15 protein-coding genes are annotated in these 26,556 nt (G+C 66.9%); 3 read left to right on the forward strand and 12 right to left on the reverse strand.

Going from position 1 to position 26,556, the window contains the following annotated elements; all coding sequences use genetic code 11:
* Window positions 1-39: 39 nt before the first annotated feature.
* Window positions 40-1,872, reverse strand: coding sequence for a peptidase U32 family protein (locus D2E24_RS06685; protein WP_125968592.1), 1,833 nt, complete (start codon window positions 1,870-1,872; stop codon window positions 40-42).
* A gap of 158 nt (window positions 1,873-2,030) precedes the next feature.
* Window positions 2,031-2,702: a LysE/ArgO family amino acid transporter gene (locus D2E24_RS06690; protein ID WP_125968572.1), complete on the reverse strand. Its 672-nt coding sequence runs from the start codon at window positions 2,700-2,702 to the stop codon at window positions 2,031-2,033.
* Window positions 2,703-3,271: 569 nt separating this feature from the next.
* Between D2E24_RS06690 and D2E24_RS06695 the strand changes: the two genes are divergently transcribed.
* Window positions 3,272-4,852, forward strand: coding sequence for an aminotransferase-like domain-containing protein (locus tag D2E24_RS06695; protein WP_125968573.1), 1,581 nt, complete (start codon window positions 3,272-3,274; stop codon window positions 4,850-4,852).
* 11 nt (window positions 4,853-4,863) lie between these two features.
* Here D2E24_RS06695 and D2E24_RS06700 read toward each other — a convergent pair whose 3' ends face one another.
* Both D2E24_RS06700 and D2E24_RS06705 read right to left on the reverse strand, forming a co-directional pair.
* Window positions 4,864-5,724, reverse strand: a complete 861-nt coding sequence (locus D2E24_RS06700; protein WP_125968574.1) for an aldo/keto reductase — start codon at window positions 5,722-5,724, stop codon at window positions 4,864-4,866.
* Window positions 5,725-6,278: 554 nt separating this feature from the next.
* The gene (locus D2E24_RS06705; RefSeq protein WP_164521046.1) at window positions 6,279-8,891 is read right to left on the reverse strand and encodes a DUF2207 family protein; all 2,613 of its coding nucleotides are present in this window, start codon (window positions 8,889-8,891) and stop codon (window positions 6,279-6,281) included.
* Between the two features lie 288 nt (window positions 8,892-9,179).
* On the opposite strand from D2E24_RS06705, the gene D2E24_RS06710 reads away from it, so the two are divergent.
* Both D2E24_RS06710 and D2E24_RS06715 read left to right on the forward strand, forming a co-directional pair.
* Window positions 9,180-9,542 (forward strand): hypothetical protein, encoded by a 363-nt coding sequence (locus tag D2E24_RS06710; RefSeq protein ID WP_125968576.1) that lies wholly within the window; start codon window positions 9,180-9,182, stop codon window positions 9,540-9,542.
* Window positions 9,543-9,547: 5 nt separating this feature from the next.
* Entirely contained in the window at window positions 9,548-9,847 is a 300-nt protein-coding gene (locus D2E24_RS06715; protein ID WP_125968577.1) for a hypothetical protein, read from the forward strand.
* A gap of 426 nt (window positions 9,848-10,273) precedes the next feature.
* Here the strand turns inward: D2E24_RS06715 and D2E24_RS06720 are convergent, their stop codons facing one another.
* The 8 genes from D2E24_RS06720 to D2E24_RS06755 form a co-directional block, all read right to left on the reverse strand.
* The gene (locus tag D2E24_RS06720) at window positions 10,274-12,985 is read right to left on the reverse strand and encodes an InlB B-repeat-containing protein (protein ID WP_125968578.1); all 2,712 of its coding nucleotides are present in this window, start codon (window positions 12,983-12,985) and stop codon (window positions 10,274-10,276) included.
* A 346-nt stretch (window positions 12,986-13,331) separates the two neighbouring features.
* Entirely contained in the window at window positions 13,332-16,049 is a 2,718-nt protein-coding gene (locus tag D2E24_RS06725) for a polyribonucleotide nucleotidyltransferase (protein WP_125968579.1), read from the reverse strand.
* Window positions 16,050-16,307: 258 nt separating this feature from the next.
* Entirely contained in the window at window positions 16,308-16,577 is a 270-nt protein-coding gene (gene rpsO, locus D2E24_RS06730; RefSeq protein ID WP_125968580.1) for a 30S ribosomal protein S15, read from the reverse strand.
* Window positions 16,578-16,711: 134 nt separating this feature from the next.
* Window positions 16,712-18,163 (reverse strand): ATP-binding protein, encoded by a 1,452-nt coding sequence (locus D2E24_RS06735; RefSeq protein ID WP_125968581.1) that lies wholly within the window; start codon window positions 18,161-18,163, stop codon window positions 16,712-16,714.
* Between the two features lie 121 nt (window positions 18,164-18,284).
* The gene (locus D2E24_RS06740) at window positions 18,285-18,911 is read right to left on the reverse strand and encodes a hypothetical protein (RefSeq protein ID WP_241222897.1); all 627 of its coding nucleotides are present in this window, start codon (window positions 18,909-18,911) and stop codon (window positions 18,285-18,287) included.
* Between the two features lie 16 nt (window positions 18,912-18,927).
* On the reverse strand, window positions 18,928-19,548 hold the full coding sequence (locus D2E24_RS10615; protein ID WP_241222898.1) for a hypothetical protein: 621 nt from the start codon (window positions 19,546-19,548) through the stop codon (window positions 18,928-18,930).
* A gap of 393 nt (window positions 19,549-19,941) precedes the next feature.
* A complete protein-coding gene (locus D2E24_RS06750; protein ID WP_125968582.1) occupies window positions 19,942-21,627 on the reverse strand; it encodes a SpaA isopeptide-forming pilin-related protein in 1,686 nt (561 codons plus the stop codon).
* A 138-nt stretch (window positions 21,628-21,765) separates the two neighbouring features.
* Window positions 21,766-26,274 (reverse strand): SpaA isopeptide-forming pilin-related protein, encoded by a 4,509-nt coding sequence (locus tag D2E24_RS06755; protein WP_125968583.1) that lies wholly within the window; start codon window positions 26,272-26,274, stop codon window positions 21,766-21,768.
* Window positions 26,275-26,556 lie beyond the last annotated feature (282 nt).

Here is a 26,556-nt window from a genome sequence, read left to right on the forward strand (position 1 = left end):
TATGGCACAGACCGGGGTCGGGCCGATGTCAGGCCGGCCTCAGGCGGCCTTGAGGGTGGGGCGCTTGGTGCGCGAGCGGATCGCCGCGTTGTGCGGGACCGGTTCGGAGCACGGGAACGAGAACACGTGCGCCGGATTGTTGATCGCGTCGACCGGTTCGCCGTTCTCGTCGCGGAACGCGCCGCCGGGCACCGTGTACGCGAGCGGCGCGCGGCCCGGCAGCAGGAATTCGATCTCCTGGCCGGCTTCGATCTTGTTGCGGCTCATGATCGTGACGCGGCCGCCTTCGTCCGCGGTCCAGTCGAGTACCTCGCCGACGATCAGCCACGAGCGGAAGTACGCGGACCGGTCGGTGTTCTGCACGACCTTCTGCTCCGGATAGTAGAAGCCGGTCGAATAGTCGCGGTGGGCGACCTTGTACGGCTCCTCCTTCAGCCAGTCGGGCAGCGTCACCTTCGGCGCGGGCACGACGCGCGCGTGGATCCAGCCGGATTCGTCCGATTCGACCGGCGCGAGCGGGTCGTCGCCGGCGGACGGCGCGGTGGACTCGGCGACGCCGGCAGCGTCGGCATCGGCACGTCGGCACGATCCGTCGCCGCGGCCGCAGCAGCCGTCGGACGACGCGGCGTCGTCATGGCCGCCGCAGCATCCGTCGGACTGCGTCGCGTCGGTGCGACCGCACGCGCACGTCGCGGCGGACGGCGTCGCGACCAAGTCGGCGACGACGGCGGTATCCGCAGCATCGGCCCCTTCCGACGCAGTCGCGTCGGTCGGCTCCGCCGGATCCTCGGACACGAGGTCGGGGACGCCGGAGAAGGCGGCGTCGGCGTTGCGCAGGACGGCGTCGACCGGCGCGTCGCCGTCGGCGACGGCCGTCGGGACGGACGGATCGGCATCGGCGACGACGGCGGCGTCAACGTCCGCCGCGGCGGCGCGCTCGTCGAGCAGCCATGCGGGGGCGGGCTGCCCGGGCACGACGACGCGGTCGTGGAACGGGCGCAGGATCTCGCCGTCGCGCGATTCGAAGCCGCGCTGGACCATGTACTCGTCGACGGCGGTCCGGTACGCGTTGGTGATGGCGGCGATGTAGTAGGCGCTCTTCGCGCGGCCTTCGATCTTGAGGCTCGTGGCGCCCGAGTCGATGAGCTCGTCGAGATGCTCCATCATGCACATGTCCTGCGAGTTGAACAGGTACGTGCCTTCGGCGGTCTCCTCGATCGGGAACACCTGGCCGGGGCGCTTCTCTTCGACCAGCGAATACTTCCAGCGGCACGGCTGCGCGCATTCGCCGTGGTTGCCGTCGCGGCCGGTCAGGTAGTTGGAGATCAGGCAGCGGCCGGAGAATGCCATGCACATCGACCCGTGCACGAAGCATTCGACGTCCATGTCGGCGGGGATGTTGGCGCGGATGTCGCGCACGGCCTGCATGTCCATCTCGCGCGCGAGGACCACGCGGCGCGCGCCCAGCTCGTACAGCGCGTTCGCGGCGCCCCAGTTGGTGACGCCCGCCTGCGTGGAGACGTGCAGTTCGAGTTCCGGCGCGATGCGGCGCGCCTCCATGAGGATGCCGATGTCGGTGACGATGAGCGCGTCGACGCCCGTGTCCTTCAGCTGGCCGATGTACTCGCGCATCGCCTTGACCTCGGCGTTGCGCGGCAGGATGTTGCAGGTCACGTACACGCGGGCGCCGCGTTCGTGCGCGTAGCGGGAGCCCTCCTCGAAATCCTCGAGGGTCAGGTTCTTCGGTGCGCTGCGCATGCCGAACGCCTTGCCGCCGCAGTAGACGGCGTCGGCGCCGAAATCGACGGCGGTCTTCAGCCCGCGCAGGTTGCCGGCGGGGGCGAGCACTTCAGGTTTGGTTCGACGGTTCATGGCGTTCTTCACGTTGTTGACGGTATCGGGGTTGACGGTATCGGACACGACCGCCAGTGTACCGTCAGCCGCGCCCCGGCCGGCGGACGGCGACGCGCGGCGGTCGGCCGGCGTACGTCGGTCGGATGACGCACGTCGGACCGGGTGACGGGCCGCGGTCAGATGACGGCGACGGCGAAGTCGAACAGCAGCTTGAGGCCGTAGGCGACGATGATGCCGCCGCACACCTTGTTGAGGCCCTCGATGACCTTCGGGCTGAACTTGTGGCTGAACGCGGAGATCAGCAGCGTCACGCCGATGAACCAGACCACCGACGCGGTCTCCACGCCCGTGATGAACGGGGTCGACTGCTGGGCGGTCAGCGTCGCGCTGAACGCGCCGAGCATCAGCGTGCCGTCGACGATCGCCTGCGGGTTGAACCAGGTGACGACGCACGCGGTCGAGATGGTCTTCCACCAGCTCGTATGGTCGTCGGCGGCCGCGGCGACGGCGGACGACTCAGCGGACGACGACGGGCCGGCCGCGTCGTCCTTCGTCGCCGAGCGGTCGAACAGACGCGGGAACAGCAGTCCCAGGCCGATGCGGATGACGACGGCGCCGCCGACGGCCAGCACGCCCAGCTGCAGCCACTCGTAGCGCTGGATCAGCGCGCCGACGCCGAAGAAGCAGGCGAGCGACAGGATCACGTCGAACACGATGACGATGAGCGCCGTCAGCAGCGCCTTGCGTCGCGTCTTGGTGAGCGCCGAGTTGATGACGAACAGGTTCTGCATGCCGATGGGCGCGACGTACGCCAGTCCCATCGTCAGTCCCTGCAAGTAGAAGCCCATGTCGCACCACCTTCCGAACATCAGCCAAACCGTTTGGCTGGGTCTAATGCACCCAGCCAAATCAACCAAGCATATGATCGGCAATCCGGCATGAATGCATAAAATAAGCGCCTTTCGACGCCACGGAATTTCAGTATATGGATTACAATACAAGCAGCAACCAGCCAAAACCGCAGGCCGTCGCCCCACCAAACAACGGTGGAGGTGGCGACCGAACAGGCGGAACCCGGACGCAGGACCGGAACCCGGCCGGAGTTCGACCGGCCCCGACAAGACCGGCCCCAACCGGAAGCGGAAGCGGAAACGTGAGAGTCTGTGGATTTGTATGCGGCGGAACGAAACGGCCGCATACAAATCCACGAAACGGCCGGCCAAAACGTGGATTTGCATGCGGCGGTCACGTCGGGACGCATACAAATCCACGGACAGCCCCCTCAACGCCCGACCACCCGACCGCCACGACCGGCATAACCGGCACAACCGCCACGACCGGCACAACCGGCACAATCAACCCAGCCGGCCCGAACCGCCCATCCGCCCCAACCCGCCCCGCAACCGAAAGGAGCCGCATGGCACGCATCGCGCCGCTCACCATCGACTGGACGCCCGACCGCACGTCGGCGACGCCCGTCACCGAGCAGATCGTCGACTACATGTGCCGGCAGGTGTCCAGCGGCGCGTGGCCGATCGGCTCACGACTGCCGTCGCAGCGGGCGCTCGCCGAATCGTTCGGCGTGAACCGGTCCACCGTCATCGCCGCCATCGACGAACTCGCCGACTACGGGATCGTCGAAGGGATGCACGGCGCCGGCACGCGCATCGTCAGCAACACCTGGTCGCTGATGCTGCCCGGCGCACCCGACTGGGCCGACTACGTCGCATCCGGCTTCTTCAAGGCCAACAACGCGACCATCCAGACCATCAACCGCAAGGAGTTCGTCGACGGCGTCACCCGGCTCGGCACCGGCGAACTCGACCCGCGGCTCTTCCCGCGCGCCATGTGGCGGCGCATCGCCGGCGAGGCGGCCGCCGAGATCGACTCGCTCGGCTACCCGCCGCCGGAAGGCATGCCGTGGCTGCGCGAGGCGATCGCCGAGCGCATGACCGCGACCGGCGTGCCGTGCACCGCCGACCGGATCCTCGTCACGTCGGGCGCACTGCAGGCGCTGCAGATGATCTCCGTGAGCCTGCTGCCGTCCGGTTCGACCGTGCTCGCCGAAGCGCCCAGCTACATCAAGTCGCTGCAGGTGTTCCAGTCGGCCGGCATGCGGCTCGCCGGCGTCCCGATGGACGACGACGGCATCCGCGCCGACGCGCTGCACCACCTCCTCTCCCCCGACGGCGGGCCCGGCGGCAACGCGGCCGGCAACGCGGCGACCGTCGTCGGCGACGGTCCGGGAGCCGCAGCGCCGCAGACCGCATCGTCGGCGCCGATGACCATACCGGCCCGCCACGGCGGGAACGCGCTGCTGTACACGATCCCCACCAACCACAATCCGACCGGCATCACGATGAGCGCCGAACGGCGGCGCGCGCTCATCGACGTGTGCGTCGCCGAACGGCTGCCGATCATCGAGGACTGCGCGTATCAGGATCTCGTGTACGAGGGCGAGACGCCGGCGCCGCTCAAGGCGCTCGACGAGACCGGCATGGTGATCATGCTCGGCAGCGCGTCGAAGGCGCTGGCACCGGGTCTGCGCATCGGCTGGCTGGTGGCGAGCGAGCCGATCGTGCAGCGGCTGGGCGACGTGAAGATGCAGATGGACTACGGCGCGAGCGTGCTCAGCCAGTGGGTGTACGCGCGGTTCCTGACCAGCGGACTCTACGACGAGTATCTGGTCGGCCTGCGCCGCGAGCTGCGCCGCCGCCGCGACGCCGCGTTGGAGACGCTCGACCGGCTGTTCGGCGCGTCGGGGATCGCGCACTGGCGCACGCCGCGCGGCGGATTCTACATCTGGCTGACGTTCGACCGGCCGATCCGCGTCAGCCGCCTGTTCCAGCTCGCATTGCGGCGCGGCGTGCTGCTCAACCCCGGCGACATCTACGATTTCGAGGGCGACAATTCGCTGCGGCTGAGCTACTCGTACACCACGCCGGAGGAGTTCGCGGCCGCCGCCGAAACCCTCGCCGACGTGGTGCGCGGCATGTAGCGAAGCCCGGCTCAGCCGAGGAAGGCGAGCTCGTCGGGGGTGAGTTCCAGGTCGGAGGCCTTGAGCGAGTCGAGAATCGTCTCGGGACGGTGCGCGCCGGGGATCACGAACATGTGGTCGCCCTTGGCGAGCTCCCACGCGAGCACGACCTGCTGGTAGCTGACGCCGTGCGCGGCCGCGACCTGGCGGAACGGGTCGAACTTCGACTCGTCGTACGGGTGGCGGTAGCCGCCCAGCGGGCTCCAGCACACGAACGCGAGGCCGAGCTTCGCGCAGTAGTCGAGCGTGTCCTGCGTATCGAGATGGATCGGCGAATACTGGTTCTGCACGGCCACGAGTCGGTCGCCCAAGATCGCGCGCGCGATGTCGAGCTGTTCGATCGTCACGTTCGACACGCCCGCGTACTGCGCCACGCCTTCGTCGAGCAGCTGCCTGAGCGCTTCGATGGACTCGCCGTACGGGACCTCCGGATCGTGGCGGTGCATGTACAGCAGGTCGATGGTGTCGACGCCGAGCGCCATCGCCGACTGCTTGCCGTATGCGATGAGGTGCTCCGGCTTGCCGTCGCGCGGCCACACCGGCTTGTCGCCCTCCCACGCGCGGCGCAGACCGATCTTGGTGGCGACGGTCACCTCCTCGCGCGGGCCCTTCCACGTGGCGAGCGCCTCGCGCACCAGCTTTTCGCCGGTCTGCTCCTCCTCGCCGGGCGTGTAGTACGCCCACGCGGTGTCGATGTGGCGGCAGCCAGCGTCGAGGGACGCGTGCAGCGTGTCGATGCCGACGTCGTGGCCGCGGTTGTTTTCGATGGTGAGCGGCATTTCGCCGTGGCCGATGGCGGTGGTGCGGAACGGTCCGAGATCGCGGTACAGCATGACGTGCTCCTTTGGTGGTCGTGGCGTTCGTCGGTTCGTCGATGGCGGCCGGTGTCGGCCGGCGCGAACCCTTCCGTCCCAGCGTAGGCGTCCCGTTGGATGATGCGGATGGCTGGCGCCGCAGGCTTCTCCGAGACACGGCTGGAATGCGTTTCGCCAAGTGAGGGGAAGAATCGGGGCCTTGCATGCTTCTTTTCGCGATCTGAGGGGACAATCCTCTCGGAGACCCCCGGCCTAGTTGCGCCATTTCGTCCGGAAACCCTTGGAATCCGTCCCTCGGATCACGGGAATCTTTCCCCTCAGTTAGCCGAAAGCAGCGTGCAAGGCCCCGATTCTTCCCCTCAGACCGGGAATTCATGCAGATTCGACCGCCCCGGCACCTGGCAGACGAGGCTGGGACGATTCGGCGGATCGAATCAGGGCCTGTCTTATCGGGAGAGACGCAATCGGTGGAAGCCGACCGTCCCATGCCCGCGCGAACGCCCGTTCACCCACTGGCGCAGAACCGGCAACCGCATCCTGCCCTCAAGATTCGGACCGAGCCGCGCGCCCGATCAACGACCGCCGAAGGAGCCGCCGCCGGCGCCGCCGGATGATCCGCCGAATGAGCCGCCGGAGAACGATCCGCCCGATCCGCCCAGTCCGCCGGAGCCGCCGTCGGAGGTGGGCGCCGCGGCCTGGATCGTCGCGGTGAGGTCGGCGAAGCCGGCGGCGAGCTGGGTGCCGAAGTCGCCGACGTCCAGTCCGAACGCGGACGGTCCGACGCCGCCGATCGGCCCGCGTCCGTCGCTGATTCCGGAATCGCCGTCGGAGCCGGCGCCGGCGCGGCGGTTCATGCCGTCGCCGGCGACCTGCCTGCCGTCGGCGCGCCCGTCGGACGGCCCGTCGAAGTCATCTCCGTACCTGTACCCCCAGCCGATCCCGTACCATCCGTACGGCCGGTAGCTCCAGTAGAGCGGCGACGACGCGGCGTACGCGTCGAGCCAGTCGGGGTCGACGAGCTGCGGGTAGGCGTCGGCGAGGTCGGCGAGCAACCGGCCGGAGAATCCGAACGCGGTCGCGTACACGAGGTACTGGTCGCAGCGTTGCAGCTGCGGGACTGCGGCGCGGTCGTCATCGGCCGTCCCGCCGAACGCGGTCCCGCCGCCGACCGTCCCGTATGCGGCGAGGTAGCGGTGGAATCCGATGACGTCGCCGGCGAGCGCCTGGCCGCGGTCGGTGAGGACCGTCTGCGACGTGACGCACAGTGCGGCCACGCTGACGGCGAGCAGCGGCGTGCCGAAGATGATGGCGAGGGTCGCGTTGCCGCCGGCGACGGCGACGATCGCGCCGATGACTGCGATGGCGCAGCCGGCCAGTCCGATGATGGTGGCGCCGCGGCGGGGTTCGGTCGCGTCGAGGGCGTCGTATTCGTCGGTGCAGGCCTGCGTGTAGTCGGCGAGCGTCTTGTAGCCGCTTTTCCATTTCTTGCAGGTCTTGCGCATCTGCCGCATGTCGAAGACGCGCGTGTTCAGGCGGCGGCCGATCTTGTGCAGCAGGTGCAGGAGCGCGCGTTCCGACGGGGTGAGGTCCCGGGCGGGGTCCAACGCGGTGAGGACCGACTGGGTGGAGGCGTCGATGGCCGTCGAACGGCCGGATCCGTCCACCGTCTGCGTGCCGGCAGTCCCGCCCGCCGCGTCGGCGTCGGCGTCGTCGCTCTCGTATCTGCCGGGGTCGTCGCGCAACAGCACGATGGTGCTGGTGGTGCCGGCGTCGTGGAGGCGGCCGCTGTCGGCGCTGATCATGAGGGCGAGCCGGGCGGGGGCGGCTGCGGCGAGGTCGATGCCGCGGTAGAGCTTCGCGGGGCCGGGGTGGATGGCGATCGCGTGTTTGGCGGCGAGCGACAGTAGCGTGGCGGTCAGCTGCCGGGTTTCGAGCGTCTGGTCGTCGTCACCGTGCTCCGTCGCGGCGGTGGCGTCGAGGTGCAGGAAGTCGGCCATGCGGGCGGCTGCGGCGGGGCTCATCGCCGGCGGATCGTAGCGGATGTCGACGTCGCCGTGGTATTGGGCGGCGCGACGGTTGCGGATGGCGAGCACGAGCGCGGCGACCGCGATCGAGACGCCGACCACGGCCGCGATCGACCATGCGATGACGCTGATGCGCGCGCGGACGCGCTGCGAATCGCGCCATGCCTGTTCCTGCACGGTTTCGGAGGCGGTGAGTGCGTCGAGCCGGTCGCCGTCGCCGCGGCGGATCCAGTCGCCGCCGGTGCCGACGGCCGTGTCCGCCCATCCGTCCGGCGCGCGGGTTGCGTCGGCCGGGTAGGCGGCGACGAGGTCGACGTACTGGCCGGCGCGGATGTCGCGGATCGTGAAGCGCAGCGTGCCGTCGTCGTCGCGCGTCGTGTCGGCGGCGCCGGCGGAGTGCAGCCAGGCGGGCGCGTCGGAGGCGGCGACGCCGTCGGGGAAGCGGACGACGCCGGTGAGCGTGCCGACGGGAATCGGGTTGGTGACGCCGACCGGTTCCCATTGGAAGGCGGCGATGTCATCGTAGCGGGTGACGGCGCCGACGAACGTCATCGTCACGTCGAAGCGCAGCGAGTCAGCTTCCGTGGTCACGGGGATGTTCCATCCGATTTCGATGAGCCGGCTGTCAGCGGATGCGTCGGTTGCCGTGTCGCCGCTGTCGCCGCCGACGTCCGGCAGCCGCCCGGGCCCGTCGAGCGCGTAACCGTCGCGGCCGGGTTCGTAGAGCTGCGGGTCGGCGGCGGAGTCGGTCACGTCGGCGATGTACCAGTGGCCGGCGTAGTCGGCGTCCCATTGCGCGTCGCCGATGCCGTCCGGCGTGGCCGGGTCGGTGCGCGTGTAGTCGGTGCCGTCGGTGACGTTGCGCACACTGATGTCGGTGATGTCGGCCAGACCGTCGGCGCTGAGCCGGTACTGCTGGTACAGCTGCTTCCACGGGCGCGCGTCGCCGTCATCGTCGTCGCGTTCGCGCAGCCGCATGTCGATGTGCTGTTCGATGCGCAGGCCGCCGTCGGGCAGGATGGTCGTCTCGTAGTCGAGGGTGCGGTAGGTGAGGTCGGCGTCGTCGCCGGCGGCGATGCCGACCGCGACGATGATGCCGATGGTGACGACGGCGGCCAGCAGTCCCGTAACCGCCGCGCCGATGGCTTTCCCGATACGCATATGACCACTCCCTTGCGTGCGACCGTCGTCGTCGCTGCATCGCGGCGTGCGGTCACGTCGTTCCATTATCGCAGGGGCGTGCTCGCCTCGGCATGTCCCGTCCGTTTCCGCTGACAGGTGGGGTGCACGACCGGTTGTCCACAGGCCGCAGGTTATCCACAGCGAGTTATCCACAACACGCCGGCGCCTCTACCATTCGACCACATAGGCCGTTTTTCGCTGCGCGCAACGCGTGGCTTTCCTACGCTCGCCGTATCGGATACCGCACGGCGAAAGGATCACGATGACATGGACGCCCATCCCCACCCACTCAACGACAACCAAGGTTGCGACATGAGCTATGATGATGACCAGCCGATCATCCTCAGGAGCGCGCGCAAACCGCATCTGATCAGAGGAACCGTCGTACCGCCGGTGCCGGACGACATCATCTTGCACGCATACGCGCACGGCGAGGACGTAGGCGCGAACACCGACCGGGACCCACCAACCTACATCGTGGTCGGTCCCGACCCGCAAGGCAACCGACTCTACGAGATCGGCTACTTCGAGGCTCCCTACGGAGCCGACACCGGCAGCATCATGATCTGTCATGCCATGCCGGCGCGACACAGCTATCAGATACGGTATTGGAACGCGATCCGGAGGTGATCACGATGACCGACACGCCACACGGCACCGCAGCCGACCTCTCCTACTACGAACGACTCGGGGAGCAGATCGACATGGACATGACGGCGACGGAATATCCGGAGCCGACCGACATCTCCGACGACCCGAACCCAGGCGCGCGTCTTAAACGACTGGTCTACCAGAAGCGCGTCTTCGAGCGTGAGAACAAACGGCAGACACGTATCATCGTGGACGAACTACGCCGCCGTGGCACATCATGGAACGCCATCGGTGAACTCATGAACATCAGCGGCGAGGCCGTACGCAAGCAGTACAGCCAATGACCATACGAACCACGCCCACAGTCCCATATGAGCATCGCGCCGTTCGAGCCGGAACGAGGAAGCAATCCATAATCGGCGCTGAACACGGCAAGCGCCGCATCAGCGCCGAAGAACTGGACCGTATGTTCGACGACGGCGAGGACGTGCTCGACTTCTTCGACATGGCCCATCCCATCATCGCGAACCCTGAACGGGCCGAACGGACCGAACAGGCATGACCGGATATGACCGGACCCCGGGGCGCGTCGGATGACGGCTCGTCCCGGGGTCCGGATACAAAAATGGGGCTTCCGGAGTGAGGTCCGGAAGCCCCCTTGGTTGCCCCCGATGCGCGATGCATCAAACGTGAGTATGTTTCGAAGGCTATGTCACGTTCTCATCTGCAAGGTTGAGGGTCGCATCGGGAGGCAATCAAGTCTCAATCATTCACGCACGCTTGCGCATGGTGAGCACGGCGGCACCGCCGGCGAGGGCGATGACGGCCATGACGGCCACGGACACCACGGCGGCACCGGTGGAGCTGAGCTTCTTGGCAGCCTTCTTGGCGGTCTTCTGCTCGGCCTTGGTGTCGGTCTTGGTCTCGTCGGCCTTGGTGTCGGCCTTCTTGGTGTCGTCCTTCGGATCCTCCTTGGCCGGAGCATCCTCGTACATCGCGTAGACGGCCCAATCACCGGTCACGACGGAGTCAACGTCAACCGGGACGTCACCCTCGTTGGAGGCGAAGCCCCAACCGGTGAACACCTTGCCCTCGATAGCCGGAGCCTGGATGCCGAGCGCGTACTGGGAGAACTTGACCTGGTCCTTGGCGTAGTAGCCGACGGTCTGGATCAGGTTCTGGTCCGCATCGTAGAAGGACACGACGTTCTGCGTGGTGTCGTCCTCGGCCGGAGCGTCGGTGTACATCGCGTAGACGGCCCAATCGCCGGTGACCACGTCATCGACGTTCACCGGGACGTCACCCTCGTTGGAGGCGAAGCCCCAACCGGTGAACACCTTGCCCTCGACGGCCGGAGCCTGGATGCCGAGCGCGTACTGGGAGAACTTGACCTGGTCCTTGGCGTAGTAGCCGACGGTCTGGATCAGGTTCTGGTCCGCATCGTAGAAGGAGACCACGTTCTGGGTGGTGTCATCCTCGGCCGGAGCGTCCTCGTACATCGCGTAGACGGCCCAGTTGCCGGTCACGACGGCATCGACGTCGACGGCAACGTCACCCTCGTTGGAGGCGAAGCCCCAACCGGTGAACACCTTGCCCTCGACGGCCGGAGCCTGGATGCCAGCGGCGTAGGTGGAGAAGGCGACCTTGTCCTTGGCGTAGTAGCCGACGGTCTGGATCAGGTTCTGGTCCGCATCGTAGAAGGACACGACGTTCTCGGTCTTATCCTCCTCGACCGGAGCATCCTCGTAGGCGGCGTAGACGTGGATGTCGCCCTTGACCGGCATGGTCGGGTCGACGGTCTCACCGGTGGCGTACTTCCAGCCGACGAACACCTTGCCCTCGACAGCCGGAGCCTGCTGGGCCCACTCGCCGAACGCACGACCGTCGTCGTAGGTGACGGTGGCGATCAGCGTATCGTCGCCGTCGTAGAAGGAGACCTGATGCCACACGGTCTCGGCCGGGGCATCCTTGTAGGTCGCGTAGACGTGGATGTCGCCCTTGATCGGGGTATCCGCATCGACGTCCTCGCCGGTGGCGTACTTCCAGCCGGCGAACACCTTGCCCTCGACGGCCGGAGCGGGCTGCGCCCACTCGCCGAACGCACGACCGTCATCGTAGGAAGTGGTGGCGAACAGCTCGTCGTTGATGTCGTGGAAGTACACGGTGTGCCACACGGTCTCGGCCGGGGCGTCCTTGTAGGTCGCGACGACCTGCAGGTCGGACGTGACGGCCATGTCCGGATCGATGGCCTCGCCGGTCTCGGCGTTCACCCAACCGGCGAACACCTTGCCCTCGACCTCCGGAGCCGGCTGAGCCCACTCGCCGAACTTACGACCAGCGTCGTAGGAAGTGGTGGCGAACACGTTGCCGTCCGCGTTCAGGAAGGAGACGGTGTAGTAGACGACCTTGGCCGGAGCGTCCTCGTAGATCGGGGTGACGTACCAGTTGCCGGTGACCTCGGTGTCGTCAGCGATGACATCGGTGGAGCCGGTGGCGGCCCAGCCCACGAACTTCTTGCCCTCGACGGCCGGAGCGGTCACCTTGGCGGAGAAGTTCATGAAGGAGCCGGAGGCCTTGACCGGGGTGCCGGTCTCGTCGTCAGCGCCCATGTAGAAGGTCACGGTGTGTTCCTTGGCGGCCGGGGTCTCGGCCTCGTAGACCGGGTAGGCCCAAGCCTCGCCGGCACCCGTGAAGGTGTCGGTGGCGTTGATGCGGTCACCGGCGACGTTGGCCCAGCCGACGAACTTCTTGCCCTTGACGGTCGGAGCGGTCACGTCCTTGGAGAAGTCCCAGAACGACAGGCCGGACTCGGTGTTCTCCAGGGTCACGTCCTTGATCGTGCTGTTGTCCTCGTTCACGAAGTGGAACGTGTACTCGGCGGCCGGGGTCTCGGCGGTCTCGTACTTCGCGTTCACGGTCACGCCGTCGGCGATCGGGTCGGTCGCGTTGATCAGCGTGCCGGAGCCGTAGTAGTACCAGCCGACGAACTCCTTGCCATCGGCGGCGGCCTTCGCGGCGGCGGCCGCGTTGGCCTCGTCCCAGACGTCCGCGAACGACGCGGTCGACTCACCGGTGGCCTTGACGTCGGAAGCGCCGGACTCATCGTCTGCATCCAGACGGAACGTCACGGTGTACTTGGCGGCCGGGGTTTCGGCGGCCTCGTACTTCGCGTACACGGTCACACCGTCGGCGATCGGGTCGGTCGCGTTGATCAGCGTGCCGGAGCCGTAATAGTACCAGCCGGCGAGCGTCTGGCCATCGGCGGCGTTCTTGGCGGCGAACTCGGCGGCCTCACCCCAAATGTTGGAGAACGAATCGGTCGCATTGCCTTCGAGCGCGATGCAGTTCGTGTTATCCGTATCCAGGCAGAAGTTCACCTTGTACTTGGCCGCATCGGTCGCAAGCGCGGTGGCGGCGGGCACGACAGCAGCCAGCATGGCAGCTGCGACGACACCGCCTACAATTTTCTTCTTAAAAGCCATTTTTGGAATCCTTCGCAGTCTTCCTTCAGTAGTTAGTTATAGCCGTTCCGAGCGGGACACCTTCGAATATGCCCGGAATTGCTGATTCTCCCCCTCACAAGAAAACCAACGGCTGTTAATCTACCCCCCCCCCCGCGGACAAACAGGCACTCAGGCGTGTGCCAGCCGACTCCCGGAACCGAATGGTGAGACGGCGGTCCGGATGCGCCCTTGCATCCGTATCGCCTCCACATACGCGAATCGCGCCATGCGATGCTCCCAACACATCACATGGCGCGATTCATGCGGTCCGGTTCACCGGACCGGGTGCGGCCGACGCCGATGACGGCCGGCCGCAGGGTCTCGATCAGTCCTCGAACGGATCGAAGTCGCGGCGGACGCGGCGACGCGGACGCTCGGTACGCTCGACGCGCTCCGCACGGTACTCGTCGTAGTTCTCGTCCGCGGCGTAGCGCGGGTTGCGGTCGTCCAGACGACGGCGGCGCGGACGCTCGGAGCGACGCTCGTCGCGGTCGTCGCGGCGCTCGGAACGGCGGTCGTCGCGATCGTCACGGTCGGCACGCGGGGCGCGGCGGTCGTCACGACGGTCGTCGCGGTCGTCGTAGTCGCGGTCGTCGCGGCGGCGGCGCGGACGATCGTCGTAGTCGCGGTCGTCACGCTCGTCGTAGTCGCGCTCGGCGCGGCGGCGACGCGGGCGGTCGTCGTAGTCGTCGTCGCGGTCGTCGCGACGGCGGCGCGGACGGTCGTCATAGTCGCGGTCGCGGCGGTCGTCGCGATCCTCGCGGCGGCGGCGCGGACGATCGTCACGGTCGCCGCGGCGCTCGCCACGGTCGCCGCCACGGGAGCCGCGGCCCGACTCCTGATCCTCGAAGCCGGGGATCGCCAGCGAGATCTTGCCGCGGTCGTCGACGCCCTGGACGATCACCTCGACGGTGTCGCCTTCCTTGAGCACATCCTCGACCGCGTCGATGCGCTCGCCGTTGGCGAGGTTGCGGATCTGCGAGATGTGCAGCAGGCCATCGGTGCCCGGGGTCAGGTTGACGAACGCGCCGAACGACGTGGTCTTGACGACCTTGCCGTTGTACGTTTCGCCGGCCTCCGGCACGTGCGGGTTGGCGATCTGGTCGATGATGGCCTTCGCCTTCTCCGCGGCGTCGCCGCCTTCGGAGGAGATGTAGACGGTGCCGTCGTCCTCGATCGCGATCTCGGCGCCGGTGTCCTCCTGGATCTGGTTGATCATCTTGCCCTTCGGGCCGATGATCTCGCCGATCTTGTCCACCGGGACGGTGGTGGTGATGATGCGCGGCGCGAACTCGCTCATCTCGGCCGGGCCGTCGATGCACTCGTTGATGAGGTCGAGGATCGTGGTGCGGGCCTCCTTGGCCTGCTGCAGCGCGCCGGCGAGGATGTCGGCCGGGATGCCGTCGAGCTTGGTGTCGAGCTGCAGGGCGGTGATGAACTCGGAGGTGCCGGCGACCTTGAAGTCCATGTCGCCGAACGCGTCCTCGGCGCCCAGGATGTCGGTCAGGGTCTTGAAGACGTGCTGGCCGTCGATGTCGCCGGACACCAGGCCCATGGCGATGCCCGCGACCGGGGCCTTCAGCGGCACGCCCGCCGCCAGCAGCGACAGGGTGGACGCGCACACGGAGCCCATCGAGGTGGAGCCGTTGGAGCCGATCGCCTCGGACACCTGGCGGATCGCGTACGGGAACTCCTCGCGGCCCGGCAGCACCGGCACGATCGCCTTCTCGGCGAGGGCGCCGTGGCCGATCTCGCGGCGCTTCGGGGAGCCGACGCGGCCGGTCTCGCCGGTGGAGTACGGCGGCATCTCGTAGTTGTGCATGTAGCGCTTCGACTGCGGGCCGGACAGCGCGTCGATCTGCTGCTCCATCTTGAGCATGTTCAGCGTGGTGACGCCCAGGATCTGGGTCTCGCCGCGCTGGAACAGGGCGGAGCCGTGGACGCGCGGCACGATGTCCACCTCGGCGGACAGGGTGCGGATGTCCTTGAGGCCGCGGCCGTCGATGCGGTAGTCCTCGGTCAGGATGCGGCGGCGCACGATCTGGCGCTGCAGCTCCTTGAACGCGTTGCCGAGCTCCTTCTCCTTCTCGGCGTCGTCCATCTCGGTGAACTCGCCGGCGAGGACCTCGCGCACGTGCTCCTTGATCTCGTGGATGCGGTCCTGGCGCGGCAGCTTCTCCGCGATGGACAGCGCCTCGTCGAGGTCGGCGTGGGCGATCTCGTCGATGCGGGCGTACAGCTCGTCGGTGTACTCCGGGAAGAGCTGGAACTCCTTGGTCTCCTTGGCGGCGATGCGCTTGAGCTCGTCCTGAGCCTCGCAGATGACCTTGATGAACGGCTTGGCGGCTTCCAGACCGCCGGCGACGACCTCCTCGTCCGGCTTGATCTGGCCCTCGTCGTAGATCAGCGTCCACGCGTTCTTGCCGGCGCCCGCCTCGATCATCGCGATCGCGACGTCGCCGTTCTCGACGACGCGGCCGGCGACCACGATCTCGAACACGGCGCGCTCACGCTCGCTCCACGTCGGGAACGCGACCCACTGGCCGTCGATGAGCGCCAGACGCACGCCGGAGACCGGGCCGGAGAACGGCAGGCCGGAGATCATCGTCGACGCGGACGCGGCGTTGAGGGCCACGACGTCGTACGCATCCTCCGGGTTGACGGCGAGGATCGTCTCGACGACCTGCACCTCGTTGCGCAGCGTGTGCGGGAACAGCGGGCGCAGCGGGCGGTCGATGATGCGGCACGCGAGGATCGCCTCGGTGCTCGGGCGGCCTTCGCGGCGGAAGAACGAGCCCGGGATCTTGCCAGCGGCGTACATCTTCTCTTCGACGTCGACGGTCAGCGGGAAGAAGTCGTAGTTCTCCTTCGGGCTGGAGCCGGCGGTGGTGGTCGACAGGACCATCGTGTCGTCGTCGAGATAGGCGGCGACGGCGCCGTCCGCCTGCTGGGCGAGTCGGCCCGTTTCGAAGCGCAGCGTGCGCGTGCCGAACGAGCCGTTGTCGATGACGGCCTCAACCGCCTTGATTTCGGGACCCTCCATGGGGTTCCTCCTTTGTTGCTTGCTTTCCAATACCTACTTCTGACGGTCCTCTGTCAGCGGACCTGAATCATGCTTCACATGCCGAATGCGCTCGACACCTCATGCCGCGGCCTACCGTGCCGCCCAACCTCTGTCTTGCCTCTGTCGCGCGCCCTCCCCCGCCGTTCCCAGCCCGTACTGCCGGCCGGTGGCGGGGCTGACGCGCCCGCATGTAAAACGCCCGAACGTCTATGCGACGCCCGGGCGGAAGAATTTCAGTTATCGGCGCAGACCCAGCTTCTCGATCAGGGCGCGGTAACGGTTGATGTCGACGCGCTTCAGGTAATCGAGGAGACGGCGACGGTCACCGACCATCAGCAGCAGACCACGACGGGAGTGGTGGTCGTGCTTGTGCTCCTTGAGGTGCTCGGTCAGGTCGGCGATGCGCTTGCTCAGCAGAGCGACCTGGACCTCGGGGGAGCCGGTGTCACCCTCGTGGGTAGCGTACTTGGCGATGATTTCCTGCTTCTGATCGGCCGTAAGTGCCACGGCTTCCTCCTTATGTTGCTGCGCGGTGCTGCCGGCCCACTGCCGGCGCGCTCTCAATCCGCGGGCGAAACACGCCAAGGGGACACTATACGGGCCGGGCCGGACGACGGCGCGAACGGCCGATGGACGATCGCTCAGTCCGCCGATACTGCCGGCGAATCGCCGGCGGCGAACATATCGGCGGCGGACACCACCATGAAGTCGCCGTCGTCGCCGATCCGGCGGCGGGCCCGTTCGGCCAGCTCCTCGGTCTTGACGAACAGTGCGAACGACCGGTCGTCGTAGCCTGCGATCAGGTCGCCGCGGGAGCGCAGCGTGTCCATCGTCTGCGCGACGTCGAGCTCATTCTTCCACTTGCATTCGCCGAGCAGGATCCTGCGGCCGCGCGGGTCGGCGGCGATCACGTCGATGTCGGCCTCCTTGCGGATGCGCGCGTCAGTCCCCCACCATTTGCCGAATTGGGTGGCGGTGAACGGCAGTCCGCCCGCGCGGTTCGCCCGCATCAGCCACTGCCGGCTCATCGTCTCGAACTGCTGACCGACGTATGTGTCGAGTGCGGGGCCGAACACCTCGCCCCGCGCCACGAGGTCGCCGTCTCCCGATTCGACGCTCGCCATGTTCGGGCTCACGAAGCGGTACCAGAACGCGAAGAACGGGTCCTTCACCGTCCACAGCCCCTTGCGGGAGCGCGTGGAGTCGTCGCCGAACGGAACCTGACGTTCCACCATGCCCAGGTCGGACAGGATCTTCAGGTACTTGCCTACGGACGACGCGGGAATGCCGCATCGATCGGCGATCTTGTTCTGCCGGGTCGCCCCCATGCCGATCGCGTCCAGCACGGAATTGTAGGTGGACGGGTCGCGCAGCTCCTGCCGCAGCAGCATCAGCGGCTCCTCGTACAGCAGGCCGCTCGTGTCGAACAGCAGCTCCTCGACGTTGGCCTCGTACGTCAGGTCGGACTGGATCTGCTTGAGATAGTAGGGCGTTCCGCCGAACGTGGCGTAGTAGCGGACGATGTCCGAAGGCGACATCGACGGCAGCATCAGGGCCGCGTCGAACACGTCGAACGCACTCAGGTGCAGCTGTCCGGTACGTCGGCCGTACAGCGGGCTCTTGTACCCGAGCACCTCGCTTTCCATGAACCCTTCGTTGCTGCCGCACAGCACCATCATGACCTGCGTCTGCGCGAATCCGTGGTCGATGGCGACCTGCAGCACCGACGGCAGAGACGGCTCGCTCATCGCCGCATACGGGAATTCATCGAAGACGAACAGGAACGGCTCCCCGGTCCGCCCCTTCGCCCGTTCGACGATGAAATCGAACGCGTCCTGCCAGAGCGCGAACGGCGGCAGCACCGACGATGCGCCGAAGAACGCGTACACCGCGCGGGAGAAGTCGCGCAGGTTCGCCGCCGACGTCTGCTGCTTGGCGGTGAAGTACAACGTGTCGCGGTCACGCGAGAACTCGTCCAACAGCGCGGTCTTGCCGATGCGGCGTCGGCCGTACAGCACCATCATCTGGAAGCCGTCGCGCCCCCACATGCGCCGAAGCACCGACAGCTCCCGTTCACGACCTACGAATGCCATGCGTATCCCCCCTTCCCTACGCGCTCCCGAGAACGCGGATAATGCTCGTAAGTATACTACTTACGAGTAAGCTACTCGTGAGTATGTTACTCGTGAGTAGCTTATTTGCGGGCGGGGTGGGTCAGACGGCGGTGAGGAGACCGCCGAAGAGGACGACGAGCAGGGCCGCGGCCTCGATCAGGAAGAACATGATGAACGACGCCCAGCTGCGCGTCAGCACGTTCAGCGGCGAACGCTTCGGGATCGCCACCAGCAGCCCGACCCACAGCACCGCGTACACGGCCACGCCGAATCCGGCGGCGACGATGCCCAGGTTCGTCGCGTTCGCCAGCGGCGCCGCGTCGCCGTACACGACGTACGTGGAGTTCCAGAAGTTGAAGTTGAGCAGGCTCACGCCGGCCACGAGCTGCTCCGCCGCGAGACCGACCACGAACACGATGCGCCACAGCCACGTGCGCGACTCGACCACCGCCATGCCCAGACCGGTGAGCGCCACGAGCGTGACCGTCCACGAGAGGAACGCCAGACCGCGCGGGTCGAACGCGCTCATGTGCGCGACCAGCCAGTCGGTGCGCTGCACGGCGAACAGGCGGCCCACCCAGTACGGCGCGATGACCGCCGTCAGCACTGCGATGATGTACGCACCCCACTGCACCGGGTGCGAGCGCCCGCGTTCGATGTCCGCCAGCGACAGCGTCGATTCGGGGATCGACGCGTCCGGGTGGCGGGATGTGGATTCGCGCGTCATGCGTCACCTCGTTCCGTCATTGCGATCGATCGCCGCCGATCGTAGCCGATATGCCGCGACCCATACTATCGCCGGAACGTCCCGCCTGCACGGCGGCGTCGGGCGCGTCGGGCGCATTGTCGGACGGCCGGCCCGGTTCGGCGGGCGTATGCGTTCCGGCGAGCATCGCGCGCAGCATGTCGTTCTGTCGTTCCAGCGCGTCGATGCGGCGGATCTGCTGGGCGATGAGCAGGTCGCGCAGGTCCTGGACGCCGCCGTCGGATGGGGGGATCATGACGGCTCGGCGCCGTGGATCCACGACGAACCGGTCGCCGTCGTCGTCGCCTTGCAGGTCCGTGGACCATGCGCCGGGGCGGGTTCCCTGCGATGACGTCGGTTCGCCGGCGAGCAGTTCGGCTTCGTTGTCGCGCCAGCGGGCGAAGCAGCGTTCGATGCGTTTGTGGCCGACGAGCGCCGGGTCGAGGCCGGCTTCGCGGAACAGCCGCACCGGGCTGGCCCCTTCGCGGTAGCGGCGCAGGCAGTGGCGTTTGAACGCGTCCGCGTAGGTGATGCGGTTCGCGGTGGCCGCCGATACCGCCGGCAGTGATTCGAGGTATCGGATCTCCTCGGGTGTGAACATGCCGCCTCCATTGGCCATGATGCGCTCCTTTCATCCGCTTCGTCGTCGGCGATCGTATGGTCCGGCCGCGTGCCGCCGGTCGGATGGGACCGTACGGTACGCGGATGCCCCCTATGGGGGATGACTGCTCCATCGTTGGGGTATCGCCAATCTTAGTGGCCTGCCGTCAGTGATGACACCCCATATCGGGGGTTCAATACCCCCGTTTTAGAGTTGAGTAGGGAGTCGATGTGCGTCCCCGGCATGAGTAGCCCCCTCTGACGGAAGGCCGGGAGGGCCGGGCCGCCGTCAGAGGGGGCCGGGTGCCCGCCGTGCCCGGGATGGAGACGGGCGGCGGGCGGTTTCGTCGAGGCGGGCCGGTGCGCCGGAAGGCGCCGGGGTGGGAGGACCGCCTCGATGGGATGGGACGGGTCAGGCCATGAGAGCGCGCTTGGTGGAGCGGGACTTCATGAACACGGTGCCGGCCACACCGGCGAGCAGCATCGCCACCACGGTGAACATCGCGATACCGGCGCCACCGGTGAGCGGCAGCTCGGTGATCTTGGTGACGTTCTTCACGGTCGCGGTGGTCTTGTCATCCTTGACGGTGACGAGGCCCAGCAGGTCGACGTCCTTGGACATCGTGACCTTGCCCTCGTCGTCGATGGTGACGATGAAGGACGGGAGGCCGGAATCCCAGTAGCCTTCCGGGGACTTGGTCTCCGTCACGGTGTAGGTGCCGGCGCCCACGCCGATCACCTTCACCACGCCGCCGGTCGGGGAGACGATGGTCTCGGAGGCACCCTCGGCACCGGCCTCGGCCAGCGCATAGGAGCCGTCGGCCTGCGTGACGAACTTCAGCGTCGCATCGCCCTTGGTGATCTGGAATTCGGCGCCGGCCAGAGCGGTGGCGCCGTCGCCGCCGACCTTGGTGAACTTGAATTCGCTGGTCGGGAACTCGGTGGTGTCGGTGGCCGGGTTGCCGTTGTTGTACACGGTGACCTTGTTGCCGACGGTCCTGGTCTTCAGCGCGTCGCTGTTCACGGTGGTCGTGTAGGTCATGGTCACCTTCTTGCCGATGGTATTGGCGTTCACGGCGAGCGTCTGCATGACCTCGGTGAGGTCGACCTCGAAGGCGTTGGAACCGTTAGCGCGCCACGTGTCCGCGGTCACGCCTTCCGGCTTCGCCAGCGTGAAGGCCTGCTCGCCGTCCACGCCGTCGACGGTCACCTTGATGCTGGTGAAGTCGATGGTCTGGCCGACGCCCAGCACATCACGGAACTTGTAGTAGGAGGCGTCCAGGTTCTTGCCCACCCAGTTCGGCACTTCGCCCTCCACGGTGTAGGACTTCTCCTCGCCGATGGACGCGGCGGCCTGCGAAACGTTCTTCTTCACGATCGTGATGTCGTTCTTGATGTTGACCACGCCGTTGATGTTCGTGGTCGGGATCTGCACGTCATCGGCGGCAACGCCTTCCTTGACGGTGATCTTGGTGCCGACCAGCATCGGGATGGACTCGCCCACGGACTTCACGGCATCGGCTTCGTTCTCAGTGACGTTGCCATCCTTGTCGAACATGACCTTGCCGGTGTTGTCGAACACGAGGTACAGGCCCGGCTCAGCGAGGGTGAAGCTCGCTGATGTAGCCGGTTCGCCGGCGGAGGATGCTGTGACCGTGGCATTGAACTCGTCCTTGTTCAGATCCTTGAGGCTGGTCACGAAGTCACGCAGCCTGCCCGCGTACGGCGAGGTCTCGCTGTCGAGCAGGTTCGTGGCGACCCAGATCATCGGATCGCCGGTGACGTCCTTGCTTTCGTTCGCGGTCTTGGCTGCGGCCTTGATGGCCGCGGCGACCTTTTCGTTGCCCGTCGTCTTGAGTTCGAGCGTGCTCTTGGCACCCTCGGCCTCGGTCAGCACGTAGTCGGCCAGCTTCACGAAACGGAACCCGGTACGGTTCGTCAGCAAGTCGGCCTTGCCTTCCGGAAGCTGGATGGTGATGTCGGCCGGGGTGATGCTGACGTCGCCGACGGCCGCATTGGCGGTGGTCGCGCCGAGCGCGAGGCCGCCGAGCATCGTTGCCGCGGCGGCGAGGCCGGCGAAAAGCTTCCTCATCTTCATGAGATGCTCCTTTTCTGGTTGGTTATGGTGGTGATTGCTGCTTTGCAATCGCGGTGGCCGCAGCTGTCAGGCCGCCGCGACCGCACATTTCTGTTTCGGCGGACGCCCCGTGAGGGGCGTCCGGTGGTCACGCCCTCGTCACGCCAATCCGTGGCGTCGGCGGCGGTCGCGGATGATCATCGTCGCGAGTGCGGCGATGGCGACGGCGATGCCACCGGCGATCACCCAGTCGCGCGCCGACCGTTCGGTACCGGTGAACGGCAGTTGCGATACCGGCTCGCCCTCGCGGTTGACGAATCCGGCGACGTGCACGCCGTCGAAGGCGCCGCTCTCCTCCGTGGTGATCGCATCGCCCTTGCCGCCCGGACCGGCGGGATCGCCGTCGTCGTCCGTGATCTGGGTGAGCGCGGTGGTCGCGGCCAGTCCGTCGCCGGCCTTGTACGAGACGGTCACGTCGAGCCAGTAGTCGGCTTGCGAGTAGCGGATCAGGCTCTTCACGCCGCCGGTGCCGGGCTTGCCGTCGGTACCGTTCTCGCGGATGCGGTACCGGTATGTCGCCGTCCTCACGCCGTCCGCGTCGGCCTTGCCGAGCGCGTCCTTGACGGTCTTCCAGTCGAAGGTGAACGTGCCGAGCGTGACCGCGTTCGTCGACGCGGTCTCCTCGGCCGGGCGTTCCACGGTGACGGTGCACGTCGTGGGCGCGGCGGTCGTCGCATCGCCGTTCTCGGCGTCACCGGACGACGTGTCCGGACGTACGCAGGTATCGACCGGCTCCGTCTCTGTGCCGGCGCCGCCGGTCGGCAGCGGGCCGCCGGTCGTCACCTGCGCGCCGACGTCCTCCCCGGACGGGGTCGAGTCGAGCACGAAGCTGAACGACTGCAGGCCGGCCGGCCAGGCGATGTCCTTGCCGCGCGTGTCCTGCATGGTCTTGCGCACGGCCGCGGTGGCGGTGGCGAGCGACCGGGCGTCCCCGATCTGCACGACCACCGATCCGGTGAACAGGTTGGTCATCGCGCCCACGATGCCGCGGCGTTCGTCGGTCTGGTTGGTCTTCAGATCGCTGCTGACGGTGATCTCGCGGTCGTTGACGGTCACCGTGCCCTTGTACAGCTGGCTGACGATCATGTCGGACCATCCGGACTCGACCTTGCGCATCACGCTCATCGCGTCGATCGGACTGTCGTCGTCTTCGCCGCGCAGCGGACTGTACATGTACGGCACCGTCTCGCCCTTGTCGTTCCGCGCACCGTACGTAAGGTACAGCGGCTCGCCTATACCGGCATTGACGCCCCAATCGAGGCTGCCGGTATCGCCCGGCTCCTCGAAACTGGTCTTGACCTGCGCGGTGATGTCGCTCAGGGTGCGGTCCAGATCGTCGACCGCGGCGAACTGCGACATGGTCGGCAGGATCGTACCCACGCCGAGCAGCACGCTCACGTTGTCCTTGTAACTGCCCGCGTCCGCGTAGACGCCGGTGTCGTTCACGATGACCTTGGTCGCCTCACGGCTCAGCTCGTAGCCTTCGGGAGCCCTGGTCTCCACAATCCAGTACGTGCCGTTGTACAGCACGTTGCCCGCGGACGGGAACTTTGCGGCGCTGGCGAGCGTCATCGCGGAGCCGCCCGCGGAGCCGCTGGGCGTCACGTCGAGCGTCCCGGTCGTGACCGTGTCGGACTCACTGCATTTCACCAGAGCGTCATAGTCGAAGTCGACCTCCCCGCCCACGCCGTTGTCGCCATAGACGGCATCCGACACGCACGGCTTCTCCTCCGAGTACAGCTTGAACTCGGCCGACGTCTCCGGCTTGCCTTCCTGGTAGACGGGGTTGCCGTTCTCGTCGACCTTGCGTACGACGAGTTCGTTCTTGATGTTCGGCACGTGCACGTTGACGGCGAACTGGCGGTTGAACACGTCGTCGTCCGCGCCGGTGCCGGGGTCGCCGCCGGCCTCGCCCATGTACAGGCGGGTGGTGTTCTTCGACGTCGCGTCTGCGAAGCTGTTCGCCGTCGTGTAGTAGTAGGCGACGGTGTAGCGGGTATTGTGCTTCTCGCCGTCCGGCAGCAGCCGGTAGTACGTCTCCGCATTGCCGGGCAGTTCGTCGATGTCCACCGCGTACGAGCCGGACGACTTGAGCTTGAACGTCATCGGCTGCTTCTCCGCCGCGTCGATGATGTCGTCGATCGTATGGCCCTTGGAGGTCGTCCATCCGGAGACGGAGTCGCCGGTGACGGCCACCCAGTTGTTGCCGTCCGCCAGATTCCCGATCTGGCTTTCATTCTCCATCGTCGGACCCTTGTAGGCGAGGATGACGGCGAACATCGTGCCCTTGCGGTCGGCGAGCGCCTTGGTGATGTCTCCGTGCGCGTAAGTCGGATCGTCCAGCGTCTCGCCCAGCCAGTCGGTGTCCTTGACTCCGTCGGAGAGCGCGTAGACGCTGCTGGGCGCGGTGACGAGCACGGACACGTTGGCGAAGGCGCCGGTCATGTACGCGCTGTCCGTAGAGGACACGACGTAGCCTTTGAAGCCGGGTGCGGTGGCCGGATGGTATTCCAGGTCGATCTCGTTGGCGAGCGTGCGGTATCCGGCGGGGGTCCTGGTCTCCTTCAGCACGTAGTAGGTGCTGTTCGAGTGGCTGGTCTTGTCCGGATCCTGCTCGTACAGGTCGTCGAAGACGATCGGCTCCTGCGAGCCTTGGGCGAGCAGCTGGAGCTGGCCGTTCGAGTCGGTCGTGCCTGCGGCGAGCAGGTCGGCGGTCTTGTCGTACTCGTACTGGCCGGCGTCGTTCTTACGCGCGCGGTAGAGCTCGAATCCGACGTTGGCGAGCGGCTTGCCGGCCTGGTCGACCTTGAGGAGGTAGCTTTCCTTGACCGGCACGAGGTTGAACTGGAGGCTCATGTTGGAGTCGAGGTTGCCGCGTTCCATGTAGAAGAACTTGAGCGTGTGGACCGAGCCGTCCGAGAACGTGGCGGGGGCGGCATCGCTCCAGGTGGTCACGTGCTCCATGCCGGCGGCCTCGTACAGGGTGCGCAGCGTGGTCTGCTGGATGGTCTTGCCCGACTGGGTCTTGACCAGCACCGTGCCGTCCTGGAAGTTGATGGTGAGGTCCACCGCGTCGTGGATGCCGCCCAGGTCGCCCACGAGCACGCCGTCGATGTACACCCAGGTGTCGTCGTCGCCGGAGAAGTGGAACGTCACCGGCGTGCCGGTGGAGGTCGTGCCGCCGTCCGCCTGCTCGAAGCGGCTGCTCATCGACAGGCCGAAGTAGTGGTTGATCGACTCGTCGAGGGACCACACGCTGCCGTCCATCTTCAGCGTGCCGTCGGCGTTCGTCACCGGTTCGCCGTCGCTGGTCTGGAACACTTCGTTGGCCTTGTTGAACGGGAAGAACATGCCCTTTTCGGTCCTGCTGCTGGTGGCGACGGCGTGCGCGTCGTACAGGCGGAAGCGGTTCGTGGCCTCGTCGTAGGAGGCGAAGTTGGTTTCGCTGTCGTACGTGTAGTAGCCGTCCACCATGCGGAACAGGCCGTTGACGTTCGTGTACGCCTTCTTGCCGTTGCCGTCGTTCGTGTTGAACAGGTACGCCAGCGAATCCTCGTCGGTGATGCCGGTCGTGCCGGGTTCGCCCGTGATGCCGGGCACCTGCCAGGACTTGGAGTCGTCGCTTTCCCACAGCTCCGGGAAGCCGTCGGGCGTCAGCGCGCGCTTCACCATGCGCTGCAACGGCCATGACCCCTTCTTGAGGTCGGTGACGTCGTTCGTATAGCGGTTGGCGTTCGTCTCCCAGCCGTTCTGCCAGCGGCGGAACTTCAGCTGATGGCCTTCGTTGATGCCGATGTCCGCGTAGCCGTTGGCGATGCGCTTGACGCCGTCATCGGTCTTGACCAGCCACGACTTGAGGGTGCCGTTCTCGCTGTACACGAGGTCGGACGCATCCTGACGGAACACCCAGTAGTCGAACAGGTTCACCGTGGTGCCGTTCGGATCGGACACGTCGTCGCTCTTGATGTGGCCGTCGAAGACGCTGTTGTCCACCGTGGCCTCGGGACGCTTGCAGTTCGCATACTTCATGTAGTCGCCGCGGTAGCTGGGATCCTTGGCGTCGACCTTGCATTCGACCAGCGGGTACTTCGTCAGGTCCTCGGTCGCGTCGTTCGCGACGGTGTTCGCGGCCGCATCGTTCGCGGCGTCATCGGCGTCCGCGACAGCGTCATCGCCCACGGTGTCGCCGTCGCCGTCCGCGTCCGAGTCCGCGGCGTCGCCGTCGGACGTGCCGTCATCATCGGCGTCGCCCTGATCGCCGGACGAGCCGGCGTCGTCGGTGCCGTCCGACGACGCATCGTCGGACGATCCGGCCGAACCGGTGCCGTCGGACGATTCGCCGGAACCGTCGGACACGGTGCCGGACGTACCGGGATCGTCGGTCACGACGGTGTCGCCGGAACCGGCGCCGTCATCGGACGACTCCTGCACGACGGTGGGCGCATCGAGCTGACCCGAGATCGTCTGATCGGAGGAAACGACATCACCGGACAGGTCCTCGGCGGAGGCGACACCGCCCACCGCCAAAGCGCACAGCAACGACACGGCGGATACGGCCGCCGCGGCGCGCGAGGCTCCCTTGCCCCGGTGCCTTCTTACATCACGCATATCCATCACACTCCACCCCGCCGCGCTACGGGGCCCTTCCCCGACCACGGCGTCATACAGCGAACATAACCAACGGCGGCACGGCGACCATCCACCCCAGCAGAGGGGAAACAATCCCCGAAAATCACGAGAACGCAAGAATCACGCCATTTACAGCAGACAGATACCCCCCGAAAACAGGCCCGTCGGAAACCCCGTCCGAGCGCGAATGGCGAGTCGTATGACGCGAATGCAACGCCGAACCGGACACCGCCGGACGCGACGAACGACATAACGGAAAGG

It is taken from the genome of Bifidobacterium samirii (genome assembly GCF_003952945.1).
GTDB classification, from domain to species: Bacteria; Actinomycetota; Actinomycetes; order Actinomycetales; family Bifidobacteriaceae; genus Bifidobacterium; species Bifidobacterium samirii.

What these genes read in the sequence shown, in the direction of transcription:
- D2E24_RS06690 (WP_125968572.1), bottom strand. Translation starts at nt 2,702, where the DNA reads ATGGGCTTCTACTTGCAGGGACTGACGATGGGACTGGCGTACGTCGCG.
- D2E24_RS06725 (WP_125968579.1), bottom strand. Translation starts at nt 16,049, where the DNA reads ATGGAGGGTCCCGAAATCAAGGCGGTTGAGGCCGTCATCGACAACGGC.
- D2E24_RS06735 (WP_125968581.1), bottom strand. Translation starts at nt 18,163, where the DNA reads ATGGCATTCGTAGGTCGTGAACGGGAGCTGTCGGTGCTTCGGCGCATG.
- D2E24_RS06695 (WP_125968573.1), top strand. Translation starts at nt 3,272, where the DNA reads ATGGCACGCATCGCGCCGCTCACCATCGACTGGACGCCCGACCGCACG.
- D2E24_RS06750 (WP_125968582.1), bottom strand. Translation starts at nt 21,627, where the DNA reads ATGAAGATGAGGAAGCTTTTCGCCGGCCTCGCCGCCGCGGCAACGATG.
- D2E24_RS06720 (WP_125968578.1), bottom strand. Translation starts at nt 12,985, where the DNA reads ATGGCTTTTAAGAAGAAAATTGTAGGCGGTGTCGTCGCAGCTGCCATG.
- D2E24_RS06710 (WP_125968576.1), top strand. Translation starts at nt 9,180, where the DNA reads ATGGACGCCCATCCCCACCCACTCAACGACAACCAAGGTTGCGACATG.
- D2E24_RS06715 (WP_125968577.1), top strand. Translation starts at nt 9,548, where the DNA reads ATGACCGACACGCCACACGGCACCGCAGCCGACCTCTCCTACTACGAA.
- D2E24_RS06700 (WP_125968574.1), bottom strand. Translation starts at nt 5,724, where the DNA reads ATGCTGTACCGCGATCTCGGACCGTTCCGCACCACCGCCATCGGCCAC.
- D2E24_RS06755 (WP_125968583.1), bottom strand. Translation starts at nt 26,274, where the DNA reads ATGCGTGATGTAAGAAGGCACCGGGGCAAGGGAGCCTCGCGCGCCGCG.
- D2E24_RS06685 (WP_125968592.1), bottom strand. Translation starts at nt 1,872, where the DNA reads ATGAACCGTCGAACCAAACCTGAAGTGCTCGCCCCCGCCGGCAACCTG.
- D2E24_RS10615 (WP_241222898.1), bottom strand. Translation starts at nt 19,548, where the DNA reads ATGGCCAATGGAGGCGGCATGTTCACACCCGAGGAGATCCGATACCTC.
- D2E24_RS06740 (WP_241222897.1), bottom strand. Translation starts at nt 18,911, where the DNA reads ATGACGCGCGAATCCACATCCCGCCACCCGGACGCGTCGATCCCCGAA.
- D2E24_RS06705 (WP_164521046.1), bottom strand. Translation starts at nt 8,891, where the DNA reads ATGCGTATCGGGAAAGCCATCGGCGCGGCGGTTACGGGACTGCTGGCC.